This window comes from Pseudomonas sp. Pseusp15 (assembly GCF_059492165.1).
Genome location: NZ_CP168523.1, coordinates 4,375,053 through 4,387,704, shown reverse-complemented (window position 1 = coordinate 4,387,704; position 12,652 = coordinate 4,375,053). Strand labels below are relative to the sequence as shown.

Genomic DNA, 12,652 nt, shown 5'->3' with positions numbered 1-12,652 from the left:
TTATGAGCGCTCATACCCGTACTAAACGATTGACGGTTCCGCAACTGGTCGCGATGAAGGGCCAACAGAAAATCGTATCCCTTACGGCGTACTCCAGCTCTATTGCCAGGTTGATAGACCCAATCGTCGATTTCATTCTGGTCGGTGACTCTACTGCTATGGTCGGCTATGGTCGGGCCTCGACGCTGAGTATGCAGCTCGAAGAAATCATCGGACACACCCGGGCCGTGGTCGACAGCACGCGCCTGTCTTGCGTCATCGCCGACATGCCTTTCGGCAGCTATCAGGAATCTAACGAACAGGCCTTTCGCAATTGCGCGCAGGTCCTGGCGCGCACCGGTTGCGATGCCGTCAAGCTGGAAGCCAACAAGGCCTTGGCGGGTACCGTCGAGTTTCTGGTGGCACGCGGTATTCCGGTCATGGCCCACGTCGGGCTGATGCCGCAGTTCGTCAATGTCATGGGAGGGTTCAAGGCCCAGGGCCTGACCGCCGAAGCCGGTGCGATGATTGCCGAGGACGCTCGGGCCAACCTCGAAGCCGGTGCCTTCAGTCTGCTGCTCGAGGGGGTGGCCGAAGGCGTGGCCCGGCAAATTACCCTGGATTCGAAAATGCCCACCATCGGCATTGGCGCCTCACCGGCCTGTGACGGCCAGGTGCTGGTGACCGAGGACGTGCTGGGTCTGGGCGGTGAACAGGTGCCGCGCTTCGTCAAGCAGTACGCTGATGTCGGCGCGGTGATTCGCGGCGCTTGTGAGCGTTTTGCCGAAGAGGTGCGCGATGGCCGCTTCCCTGAATCGCGGCATTGCTATGGGCTCTAGGCATAGCTATGGTTCTTCGCTGATAGCCTGGGCCAGTTTCTTCAGGGCCAGGGGAATATCCTTGCTCCAGTCGAGGGTGTAGCTCAGGCGCACGTGATGCCGCCAGGCCCCCTGCTGGCTGAATATTTCCCCGGGGGCGATAACGATGCGCTGGGCCAGCAAGCGCTCGAACACCCGCCGCATGTCCACCGAGTGTCTGGCCTCGAGCCAGAAGGTCGCTCCGCCTTGCGGGGCGACAACCCGTAACTGGCCATCGCCGTGCGCCTCCAGCAAGGCCTCCATCCGTTTCATCCGGTCCAGCAGCATGGCCCGCAGCACCATTAGATGCTGGTCGATGCGTTTGGAGCTGAAGAGTTTGGCGATCGCTTTCTGACGGATCGGCGACAGACGAAATGCCCGTTCCAGAAATTGCCGATGCAACTGAGGCCCGTGTCGGCGACACAGTACATAACCATAGGGCGCTTCCGAGCCGATGATCTTGTCGAAGGTTGAGAACACCAGCAGCTTTTCCGGATCGGCAAAATCGCGATAGCGCGCGGGTTTGGGAGAGAAATAGAACTCGCCATAGCTGTCGTTTTCGAACAGCCAGACATCCCGCTCCGCCAGCCAGCGACAGATTTGCTGTTTATCCTGCGCCGGCATCAGCTTGCCTTGGGGAATATTCACGGTCGACGACAGCACCGCCAGCCGAATCGGCTCACGCCTGAGCAACTCACTGAGCGTGGACAGATCGAAGCGTCCATCCTCGCCGAGCGGGACTTCGATCACGCGAATCTTTGCTGCCTGCAACTGACGCAGGATCGCCCATGAGCAAGGCGACTCCACCAGCGCCACAGTGCCCCCCAGATTCAAGGCGCTGAGGGACAATTCCAGCACACTGCGCAGGTCCGAGCCGATAAACACGTGCTCGGCCTGCCAGTAGCTGTGAGTGGAACGGGTGTAGCGGTCGGCCAGGGCGCCGCGTAACTCGGGCTCGCCGAACGGCTGATAGAGTGGCGCATGGGAGCGCGGGTATTGCCGGGCCAGTTCGCGCTCCATCATCAACAACGGGTTTTCCAGCGACAACAACATCGCCGGCGCGTCGCTGCTAAGGGCCAGCATCCCCGGCTGGCGCGCGTTGGAGAATACGCTGTCCAGCAGATTGGGCGAGCCCTCGTTCAATAAGGGGGCCGGCATCGCCTTGGTGAAATAACCGAACTTGGGTTTGGCATAGATCCGTCCCTCGTCTTCGAGAAGCGAATAGGCGTACTTGGTCGTCGACACCGACACATTCAGGCGCCGGGCCAGTTGCCGCAAGGACGGCAATTTCTGTTCACGTTCCGAATTGGCGGTTTCGATCAGCTCGACCAGATAGCGGTACACCGCCTGATAGGCGAAAGAGGCGTCTTTGGTTGTAACCAGGCTCACTTGTTGAAATTCCTGTGTGCCCACTGCACGAAAACGCTGGCGACCTGAAGCGGCAAGCCTGAGGTATGTTTTTCCAGGTGTTCTCCGGCGATGATCTGGGACCTGATGGCAATGCCATCAAGCAAAACCAGGAGACACTCGAAAGGAAATGGCATGCTCTTCATCCCTGTAGTGATTGCCAATAAAACTATTCTTGCATAACTGGGCAGCGTTCCCGCGTTACCGGACAGGCTACGGATGGAGGAGGGGGGGTGTCCCAATATGCAAAATCCCCGTATCAGCGAGTGATTACGGGGATTTTGTGTCTATCGAGGTCCGTGGAAAACCACGGTTCCTCTTTACACGTTGAAGCGGAAGTGCATCACGTCGCCATCCTTGACGATGTATTCCTTGCCTTCCAGACGCCATTTAGCAGCTTCTTTGGCACCGGCTTCACCCTTGAACTGGATGAAGTCGTTGTAGGCGATGACTTCGGCGCGGATGAAGCCTTTCTCTAAGTCGGTGTGGATCACGCCAGCAGCTTGCTGCCGCCCTGATCGCCGACTCCTCGAACAAGACCCAGCGCGGCATGATCATCGCAGGCCGGACAGCCGAGTCGCTCAAGAACATTGTCAATGGCACCAGCGCGGTGTCCAGCCTGGTGTCGCTGATCTACCAGGCTTCCAGCGAGCAGGCGTCAGGTTTGCAACAGGCCAGCGTCGGGCTTGAGCAGATCGATGAAGTCACCCAGAAGAACCATTCCAGCTCGCAGGAATGTGCGCTGGCGGCCCGCGACCTTTCGGAGCGGGTATCGCTGATGCAGCGGGTGTTGGGGCGTTTCAAGGTCAAGAGGGCCTAGCCACAAAGCCCCGTCGGGCAACGAGGCTGCGGGTCCGGCCTCGTTCCTCAAGTGCGGGGTGCCAATAAAATGGCGATTACCGTTCATCTGAAATGGTTTTTGCCTACCGTTAACGGGTTATTGACACTTCTCGCCCGGCGTCATGATAATTGCGCGCCATTTCCGGGCGCAGGAGCGTCCGGAAGGGTGATCGGTGAATGATCGGTGATGAACGGCGGAAAAGTGATTTCTCATTTTCTTCCAACGGCACTATCCCGCATTTAAAGCTTCCAGCCCCGAGTTTCAGGGTTCGGCCCAGCCAATTTCGCTGACTTAACAGTCTCCCCCTGAGCCTGGCTCGGGGCGCTTGTGTACGTCATTAGAAAAAGTCCCTCGCGAGCAGGCGTCGAGGGGCCGATCACGCTCGTGTTGTATCCGGTTCAAAGGGAAAGGGAGTTGCATTTGAGTCAGGTCACCTTAGCCATCCGCGATCTGCGTGATGAGCAGATATTGTTGCGCGAGGGCGGTTTTTATTGGGTGGCTGTGGATCAGGCGCGCGATGCGGCGACGCTGGCAGCCCAGTGCCTGGCAGCGATGCCGGCCGATGCGCGAGCGATGCTGGTGTGTTGCGGGCATTCAAGTCGGGACGTCGCCCAGAAGATGGCGGCCTATGCCGGCCCCGGCGAGCTGAAGCTGTTCGACATCAACGAAGCCGACGTCGGCCGGGCCCTCAAGTCGCTGGTCGGCGAGCTGACCCGTGCAGCGCCGGTGGCCGGCAGTGCCATTGTGCTGATGCTGCCCACCAGCGCCTGGCAGAGCGAAGTCGCGCCAGGGCTGCGGCACTGTTGCCAGGCCCTGGGGCAATGGTTGGGGCGACGCCAATGCACTTTGCTGATGATCGGTCACGGCCAGGCGCCTCAATTGCATGAGCGTCTGTTGCGGCTCAACGAGACCATTTCAGGGCTTGCCCAGCTCTATCGCCGTGACGGCGGTATTCATTACCAACTGCACTATTGGCACAGCGAGCTGGGCGTGTGCAGTGGGCAGGCGTTCGAGCTGGAGTTGCGCGTGGACGGTTTTGCGCTGTCGGCCAATGAGCAGAGCGGCGCGCAACTCACCCACACCGACGATCAGCGCATCTACCTGACCCAGCGTGCCGTGCTCGAAGGCGCACCGCCGTTGTCGGATCAGTGGAGGCTGTTCGAGAACCGCGAGGACTTGCTCCAACAAGCGAGCCGCGCCCGCGCCGCCAGCATCATCGTCGCCATCGACAGCAACTTGCAGGTCGAGGAATTGGCCCGTCAGATCCATGCCTTGCGCAAGCGCTGCGGTAGCGCGCTGAAAATCATCGTACGTGAAATGGAGCCCTGCCTGCGTTACCGGGACGAGCGTCTGCTGGTGTCCTGTGGGGCCAACATGACGGTGCCTTATGGCACTACGCTGGCGTACTTCTTCAGCATTATCGACAGCGCCCAGGGCCAGACCTGGCGTCACAGTCGTACCACCGACCTCCAGTCGCTGTTCAAACGCCTGCGTCCACCTGCCGAGCGCGGTCTGTTGTTGCCGCGCGAATTCATCAGCACGGTGGAACGCGTCTATGGCGGTGCCTCCGGTGAAATCAGCCACCAGATGCTCAGGCTGACACCGCGCGGTGGCCTGGAGATCGAGCAGTACCTCAATCAGATCGACCTGCGTCGTTTCGGTGATGTCGCCTGCGTGGTCGATGGGGCTTTTTATCTGTTCCTGTTTGCCTGTCGCGCGGATGGGCTGGAGCCGGCATTGGAGAATATCTGCCGGCTGGCCTGGCGCGATCTGTTCAGCGACATCCAGATTCTCTCCGGCGTCGACGCCTTGCCGCGCGAGGCTTTCCTTGCGCAGGCGTCGCTGCCTTCCAGGCTCCCTCCGGTAGAAGAACGCGGGGCCGCTGGCGCTGCCGACGTCGCCGAGTGTGGCGCTTATTCTCCTGAACGCATCACGCTTGCCATTGCGGGGCATTGTCCATGAGTTATTCCGAACTGCTTCAGGTAATCGGCCTTAGCAGCCTGTTGACCCTGGCGCTGATCCTGGTGCTGGCCAGGGTGGGGCGCCATCTTCTCGATGTTGTGCAGGGCTTCTTGCCCCCGCGTTACCTGAAATCCGGTGGGGTGCGGCGCCGCGCCCCAACCCGGAGTGAGCCCCATGAATCGGTCTGAAGTCGCTTATCCAACGCCAGTGCCCGTCTGGCCGGGCCTGGGGGCGTGGAACCTGTACTTCATCCTCAAGTTTGCACTGCTGTGGGCGGGCTACCTGAACCTGCAGGTATGGCCCAACCTGGTGTTCGCGGCTGCCTTGCTGCTGCCGTTGCCGTACCGTTATCTGCGTTACCTGCGCACGTTCATTGCAATCCCGGTGGGCGTTGCGCTGTTTTACCAGGACACCTGGCTGCCCCCCTTCAGCCGCCTGCTCGATCAGCCAGGGGTGCTGAATTTCAGCGGTGCCTACGTGGTCGAGTTGGCTGGCCGTTTCATCGACTGGAACCTGTGTGCACTGCTGGCCGTACTGGTGGTGATCTATGCCTTTGCCCGTCACTGGCTGCGCCTGACTACCCTGAGTGTGCTAGGGCTGGCCTGGCTGGCCAGCGCCAATGTGCTGGCCCTGCATGCGCGCAGCGAACCGGCCGCAACGTCGACCAGCGACGCCCCCGTGGCGGCAGCGAGCTCCGCCGAGCCGGACAGCGCGACGCTTGAGGCGTACCTGCAGAAGTTCTACAGCACCGAAGCCGGGCGTCAGGTGGAGTTCATGCCGTCGACCTCTGCCGCGCAGCCGTTCGACCTGTTGCTGATCAATATCTGCTCCATGGCCTGGGATGATCTGGAAGCCGTGGGCCTGCGCGATAACGCACTCTTTCAGCAAATGGACGTGATTTTCGACAGCTTCAACTCGGCCACCGCCTACAGTGGCCCGGCTGCCATCCGTTTGTTGCGCGCTAGCTGCGGGCAGGTCCCCCACATGCAGCTCTACGGCACTGCGCCACCGCAGTGCATGTTGATGGCCGACCTGAGCAAGCTGGGCTTTGCCAGCGAAGTGATGCTCAACCACACCGGCCAGTTCGAAGGTTTTCTTGACGAAGTCCGTGCCCAGGGCTCGTTGCCGGGGCCTGCTGTGAATACCAGCAAACTGCCCCGTGCATTGGTGGGCTTCGACGGTTCGCCGATCCTGCGCGATTCGCAGGTCCTGGACACTTGGTGGAAGCACCGTGAAGCCGGGACGAACGAGCGCGTGGCACTGTTCTACAACACCACCACGCTGCATGACGGCAACCGTGCGCTGACCCCCGATGGCGGCACCAAGAGCGCCGATTACAAACCGCGTGCCCAGGGGCTGATCGATGACCTCAGTGGCTTCATCAAGCAACTGGAGTCGACTGGCCGGCGGGTGGTCGTGGTGATCGTACCGGAGCATGGTGCGGCGCTGCATGGCGATCGCATGCAGATCTCCGGCATGCGCGAGATCCCAAGCCGGTCCATCACCCACGTGCCGGTCGGTATCAAGTTGGTGGGCATGGGGCGCAACGCCAATTCCGCTCCACTGCACATCGCCGAGCCGAGCAGTTTCCTGGCCCTGTCGGAAATTATCAGCCGTCTCTACACCGCCCAGCCCCAGGGCGATGGCCAGGGTCCCGACTGGCCGGCCCTGCTGAGCAACCTGCCGCAGACGGCGGCAGTTTCCGAGAACGCTGGCACCGTGGTCGTCGACTACGCCGGAAAACCTTACGTACGAATCAAGGAGAAAGGTGGATGGCTGCCCTACCCACAGCGCTTCAAGTGAAAGCCAGGGCGCAGTCGCGTGCGGATCGTGCCGACGACATCGCCCGTTTGAAACTGGAGATCGAGCTGCCCGAACTGGACTACGTGGACATTTCGGCGCAGATCGAATTGCAGAAGGCCCTGCATCGCTGGCCACTGCTGGGAGAGGTGGAGCGCCTGCGAACGGCGGTCCTGGTACCGACACGAAAGTCTGAGCAGGAGGCGCTGTCGTGACAGCTCTGAGCCTGCGAGGTCTGCGCGGGGGCGTTGGCACCAGCGCGTTGGTGGCGGCCATTGCCCATGCATTGCATCGTCTTGGCGAGCGCGTACTGCTGGTCGACATGTGTCCGCAGAACCTGCTTCGCCTGCATTTCAATGTCCGGGTCAGCGAGCGCAGCGGCTGGGCGCGCGCCATGATCGACGGGGAGGATTGGTACACCCAGGCCTGGACCGTGCAGCCGGGATTGGACGTGCTGCCTTATGGCCGCCTGAAACTGGCCGAGCAGGAGCAGGTCGAGCAAAACCTGCGCAAGACGCCGGAGCTGTGGCTTCACCGACAGGCCAGTCTCGCCGAGCGCTTTGACTGGATTCTGTTCGATGTACCGCTGCGCCTGCCCGGTCATTCCCGTGTCGGGCCTTGTGCGTTGCGCCTGCAGGTTGTCGAGGCGGATGCCGCCTGCCATGTGCTGTTGCAGCAGGAAGAAGACCCTAGCGAGTATCTGCTGATCAACCGCTTCGACCCGGTCAGTCAATTGCAGCGCGACCTGCAACTGATCTGGCGCAAACAATATGGCGACCGGCTGTTGCCACTCAACGTGCATCGGGATGAAGCCATGCACGAAGCCCTGGCCTTCAAGAAGCCGGTGGGGGCTTATGCCCAGGCCAGCCTGGCGGCCCAGGACGTGTTGAGCCTGGCCACCTGGTGCCTGGCTCGACGCCTGGAGGCCGTATGATTGCCCGAATTTTCCCGTTTGCCCGCTTGTATCGGCGCTATGACAGTGGCTTGCCGGTTGCGCTGCTGCTGGCGACATTGAACGCCTTGGCGTGGATGTTCTTTCGTCTGGAGTCGCCGAGCTGGCGCTATGTGCTCGATCAGCCAAAGCGCTGGTATCCGCAACTGGCCCATCGGTCACCGAGGCTGGGCGACCCGCTGCGTTATGCCGTGCAAAGTCTCTGGCTGCTGCTGGTTCGCCCGGTACCGCGGCGGGCCAGGAGACTGGCGTCCCCCGATTGGCTCAAGGCCCTCGGGAGGCGATATCTGCGCCTGGGGGCGTGGATGGGGGAGGCGCTGGAAAGCGCACCCCGGCGCGCCTGGACCAACCAGCAGATTCGCCAGGGCAGCCATTGGTGGAAGGGGCTGGACCGTCGCAACCAGCGGCTGATCAACGTGGCCCTTGGGGCCGTCGCCTTCATGTTGATGTTGTTGTGCATCACCGAGCCTTTCGGCTACCTCGCCCAATTGGTCTTAGTCCTGTTGTTGTGGGGCCTGGCCATGCTTGTGCGACGGGTGCCGGGGCGTTTTACGACATTGCTGATGGTGGTCTTGTCGGTCATCGTCTCGTGCCGTTACCTGTGGTGGCGCTACACCTCCACCCTGAATTGGAACCAGCCGCTGGACCTAGCGTGCGGATTGATCCTGCTGGTGGCCGAAACCTATTCGTGGGTGGTGTTGATCCTCGGTTACATCCAGACCTGCTGGCCTTTGGGCCGCAAGCCGGCGCCGCTGCCACGCGACACGCGGCTGTGGCCCAGCGTCGACTTGTTGATCCCGACCTACAACGAAGATCTGTCCATCGTGCGGGGCACGGTGTATGCGGCCATGGGAATCGACTGGCCGGCCGACAAACTGAACATCTACATTCTCGACGACGGCAAGCGCGAGAGTTTCCGCCAGTTCGTCGCGCAAGTCGGTGTCGGCTACATCACCCGCAACGACAATCGTCACGCCAAGGCCGGTAACCTCAACCACGCGCTGACGTTGCTCGACAGCGAGCTGATCGCCATTTTCGACTGCGACCATGTGCCCGTGCGCTCATTCCTGCAAATGACCACTGGCGGTTTCTTGCGTGATCCGAAACTGGCGCTGGTGCAGACCCCGCATCACTTCCTGTCGCCAGACCCCTTCGAGCGCAACCTCAATGTGTTCCGCGAGCGCCCCAACGAAGGCGATCTGTTCTACGGGATGGTCCAGGACGGCAATGACATGTGGAACGCCGCGTTCTTTTGTGGCTCGTGCGCGGTGCTGCGCCGCGCGGCGGTGATCGAGATCGGCGGCTTTGCCGTCGAGACCGTGACCGAGGACGCCCACACAGCGCTGCGCTTGCACCGCAACGGCTGGAACTCGGCCTATATCAAGATCCCTCAGGCGGCGGGCCTGGCCACCGAGAGCCTGTCGGCGCATGTCGGCCAGCGCATTCGCTGGGCCCGAGGCATGGCGCAGATCTTCCGCACCGATAACCCCTTGCTCGGAAAGGGCCTGACCTTCTTCCAGCGCATCTGCTACGCCAACGCGATGATGCATTTCCTGGCCGGTCTGCCGCGCTTGGTGTTCCTCACGGCGCCGCTGGCTTTTCTGTTCCTGCATGCCTACATCATCTACGCGCCGGCGCTGATGATCCTGCTGTACGTGCTGCCGCACATGATCCACGCCAGCCTGACCAACTCGCGAATGCAGGGCGCCTATCGCCAGACGTTCTGGGGCGAGGTGTACGAGACCGTGCTGGCCTGGTACATCGCACGCCCCACCACGGTGGCACTGTTGAACCCCAGCAAGGGCAAGTTCAACGTGACCGCCAAGGGCGGCCTGATGGAACGCAACCAGTTCGACTGGAAAATCGCCCAGCCGTACTTGCTGCTGGCGTTGTTGAACGTTGCGGGCCTGGGCTTTGCCGCCTGGCGTCTGGTCTGCGGACCCGACAACGAGATCGCCACCGTGTGGGTGAGCATTCTCTGGGTCATCTACAACCTGCTGATCATCGGAGCCGCCGTGGCGGTGGCCGCTGAAGTGCGCCAGGTTCGCCAGACCCACCGAGTGCACGCCAAGTTGCCCGCTGCGGTGCGCCTGGAGAGTGGTCATTCTTACCCCGGCACATTGCAGGACTATTCGGACGGTGGCGTGGGCATCCAGCTCGACGCTTCGTTGTCGCTGCCGTTGGGCGGGCGTATCTCGCTGATGATGCAGCGCGGCGATCGCGAGTTCCTGTTCCCGGGCCACATCAGCCGCAGCCACAAGAATTTCGTCGGTATCAGTTTCACCGCCCTCAGTACGCAGCAGAAGATCGATTTTGTGCAGTGCACCTTCGCCCGTGCCGACGCCTGGCTCAACTGGGGCGAGAACTTTGCCCCGGATCGTCCGCTGCACAGCTTCGTCGACATCCTCAAGCTTGGCGGCATCGGCTATTACCGCCTTTACGAATACCTGCCTGCCTGGGTCCGTCGCATCGCCCGCCCGCCGCTGCACCTGTTGCGCGGGGTGTTCAGTTTCCTGCCGCGTATGCCAGCGGCTTCCCCTTTTTCCGATTCCCGATCAGTGAGCGCACTATGAGCGGCTTCTTCAGCAAACACCTTGTTGCCAGTCTGGCGCTCCTGACCATGGATTGCGCCCAGGCAGTCACCGAGCCAACACCTGACATGCCAGCTGCGGTCAGCAGCCTACCGGGCTGGAGCACCGCCTATAGCTTTGAACAGCTGGGGCGTCCTGCCGACAACCTGTTGCTGGGTATCCGTAACAGTGACCAGATCGAATTCAGCCTGCGCCGCGACCGCATCGCCAGCGATGCAAAATTGCAGCTGGAATACACACCGTCGCCTTCGCTGTTGCCCCAGACCTCGCACTTGCGTGTGTATCTCAACGACGTGCTGATGAGCGTTGTACCGATCGAGAAAGACCAGTTGGGCAGGAAGGTCACCCAGTCGGTGGCGTTGGATCCGCGCCTGGTTTCCGATTTCAACCGCGTGCGCCTGGAGTTCGTCGGCCATTACACCGATACCTGCGAAGATCCGGCCAACAGCACGTTATGGTTGAACGTTGGGCGTAGCAGTCAGATCCAGGTGCAGGAGCAGCCTCTGACGCTCAAGAACGACCTGGCCTATTTCCCGATGCCTTTCTTCGACATCCGGGGCCAGGGCAAGCCGGTTGTCAACCTGGTCTTCGCCGACGCGCCGACGCTGGGCGAGCAACGTGCTGCCGGTATCCTGGCATCCTACTTCGGCAGCCAGGCCGGTTGGCGTGGTGCACAGTTCCCTGTGCTGTTCGACCAGTTGCCGCCCGCCGACGGGCAGAATCGCGCCCCGTCGGCCATTGTCTTCGCGACCAACGATCACCGCCCGTCCTTCCTGGCCGACATGGACACGTACCCGGCCGTGGATGCGCCTGTGGTGCAAATGATCGACAACCCCCAGGACCCTTACAGCAAGGTGTTGCTGGTATTGGGCCGCAACGACGATGACCTGGCTGTGGCCGCCCGTGCCCTGGCCTTGGGCGGGGACCTGTTCCGTGGTTCGCGTGTAACCGTCAACCAGGTCCGGCAGCTCAAGCCCCGGGTGCCTTATGACGCGCCGAATTGGGTGCGTACGGACCGTGCGGTGCGCTTCGCCGAGCTGATCAAATACCCCGAGCAGCTTCAGGCGAATGGCCTGCAGCCACGGCCGATCACCGTGGACGTGAATCTGCCGCCCGACCTGTTCGTCTGGCGCAGCCAGGGAATTGCACTGCAAACCCGGTTCCGTTACACGCCACCGTCGGTCAACGACGAATCGCGCCTGGCCGTCAGCCTGAACAACCAGTTCATCACCAGCCTGGCACTGCAAGGCAAGGCCGGCAGCCGTCTGGAGGAGTTGCGCCTGGCGGTGTTGTCCAGCGAATCGGCTGACCTCAACGAAAAGCTGCTGGTGCCTGGGTTGAAGATTGGCGATCGCAACACCTTGCGTTTCGACTTCAACTTCGCCAGCACCTTCGGCAGCGCCCAGCGCGATCGTTGCCAGACGTCGCTGCCGGTGAACAACCAAGCGGTGATCGATGAAGAATCGACGATCGACCTGACCGGCTACCATCACTACATCGCCATGCCCGACCTGCGCGTCTTTGCCCGCAGCGGTTTTCCGTACAGCCGCATGGCCGACCTGTCGGAAACCCTGGTGATGGTCCCGGCTCGCAGCCTTCCTGTACAACTGAGCACCTTGTTCGAGACCATCGCCGCCATCTCCGCGCGCACTGGGCTGCCGGCGTTCGGCCTGCGCCTCTCGGACAATTGGGACGACGCGAAGGCGGATGTCGACCTGCTCGTATTCGGCGCCATGGCGCCGGGAGTGGGCAATGGGGCCGATGCCAATCTGGTGCTGGACCAGACTCGTGACTGGCTGTTGAAACCTGCCAGTGAGCACAATGGCAAGTCACCCCGGGCCGGCCAGCTCAGCGATGAGCGCGACCAGGGGACCAACCGCGTCGAAGTCAGCGCCCAGGCACCGATCGCTGCCATCGTCGGCCTGCAATCGCCCCATCATGAACAGCGCAGCATTGTGGCCCTACTGGCCAGCGATGAGGCCGATTACCAACTGCTGCGCGACACCTTGGGCGACAGCGGCAAAATGGACGCCGTGGCCGGCTCCGTGACGCTGATCCGCAGCAGCGGCGTTGGCAGCAGTTGGGTGGGCCAGCAGTACTTCGTCGGTCGCCTTCCGTGGTGGCTGCTGCTTTGGTACCAGTTGTCCGAGCACCCGGTCCTGTTGGCGGGCCTGGCCTTCACCAGCGTTCTGCTGACGGCCTTCCTGCTGTGGCGCGCCCTGCGTTGGGCTGCCCGTCGTCGTCTGGCTGGCCAGGAGTGACC

9 protein-coding genes and 2 pseudogenes are annotated in these 12,652 nt (G+C 61.9%); 9 read left to right on the top strand and 2 right to left on the bottom strand.

The window, feature by feature from the left end:
• Positions 1-2 precede the first annotated feature (2 nt).
• Positions 3-818 carry a 3-methyl-2-oxobutanoate hydroxymethyltransferase gene (gene panB, locus ACEN8R_RS19925; protein WP_018929558.1) on the top strand — a complete coding sequence of 272 codons (816 nt, stop codon included), beginning with the start codon at positions 3-5 and terminating at the stop codon, positions 816-818.
• Positions 819-824: 6 nt separating this feature from the next.
• Here panB and ACEN8R_RS19920 read toward each other — a convergent pair whose 3' ends face one another.
• A complete protein-coding gene (locus tag ACEN8R_RS19920; RefSeq protein ID WP_495624276.1) occupies positions 825-2,225 on the bottom strand; it encodes an aminotransferase-like domain-containing protein in 1,401 nt (466 codons plus the stop codon).
• 338 nt (positions 2,226-2,563) lie between these two features.
• Positions 2,564-2,749: pseudogene (locus ACEN8R_RS19915) on the bottom strand (DUF933 domain-containing protein); the annotation flags it as partial.
• Here ACEN8R_RS19915 and ACEN8R_RS19910 point away from each other — a divergent pair.
• The 8 genes and pseudogenes from ACEN8R_RS19910 to bcsB all read left to right on the top strand — a co-directional run.
• Positions 2,743-3,063: pseudogene (locus ACEN8R_RS19910) on the top strand (methyl-accepting chemotaxis protein); the annotation flags it as partial. The pseudogenes ACEN8R_RS19915 and ACEN8R_RS19910 overlap by 7 nt on opposite strands.
• A 441-nt stretch (positions 3,064-3,504) precedes the next feature.
• Positions 3,505-5,046, top strand: coding sequence for a cellulose biosynthesis protein BcsE (gene bcsE, locus ACEN8R_RS19905; RefSeq protein WP_204125537.1), 1,542 nt, complete (start codon positions 3,505-3,507; stop codon positions 5,044-5,046).
• Positions 5,043-5,234, top strand: a complete 192-nt coding sequence (bcsF, locus tag ACEN8R_RS19900; protein ID WP_495624275.1) for a cellulose biosynthesis protein BcsF — start codon at positions 5,043-5,045, stop codon at positions 5,232-5,234. Before bcsE ends, bcsF begins: the two co-directional genes overlap by 4 nt.
• On the top strand, positions 5,221-6,849 hold the full coding sequence (gene bcsG, locus ACEN8R_RS19895; RefSeq protein ID WP_477744026.1) for a cellulose biosynthesis protein BcsG: 1,629 nt from the start codon (positions 5,221-5,223) through the stop codon (positions 6,847-6,849). The genes bcsF and bcsG overlap by 14 nt, the downstream gene beginning before the upstream one ends.
• Positions 6,819-7,061 carry a cellulose biosynthesis protein BcsR gene (bcsR, locus tag ACEN8R_RS19890; protein ID WP_204125534.1) on the top strand — a complete coding sequence of 81 codons (243 nt, stop codon included), beginning with the start codon at positions 6,819-6,821 and terminating at the stop codon, positions 7,059-7,061. Before bcsG ends, bcsR begins: the two co-directional genes overlap by 31 nt.
• Positions 7,058-7,780 carry a cellulose biosynthesis protein BcsQ gene (gene bcsQ / locus ACEN8R_RS19885; protein WP_204125533.1) on the top strand — a complete coding sequence of 241 codons (723 nt, stop codon included), beginning with the start codon at positions 7,058-7,060 and terminating at the stop codon, positions 7,778-7,780. The genes bcsR and bcsQ overlap by 4 nt, the downstream gene beginning before the upstream one ends.
• A complete protein-coding gene (gene bcsA, locus ACEN8R_RS19880) occupies positions 7,777-10,371 on the top strand; it encodes a UDP-forming cellulose synthase catalytic subunit (RefSeq protein WP_495624274.1) in 2,595 nt (864 codons plus the stop codon). The genes bcsQ and bcsA overlap by 4 nt, the downstream gene beginning before the upstream one ends.
• Positions 10,368-12,650: a cellulose biosynthesis cyclic di-GMP-binding regulatory protein BcsB gene (gene bcsB, locus ACEN8R_RS19875; protein WP_477747025.1), complete on the top strand. Its 2,283-nt coding sequence runs from the start codon at positions 10,368-10,370 to the stop codon at positions 12,648-12,650. Before bcsA ends, bcsB begins: the two co-directional genes overlap by 4 nt.
• The last annotated feature ends 2 nt before the right edge of the window (positions 12,651-12,652 follow it).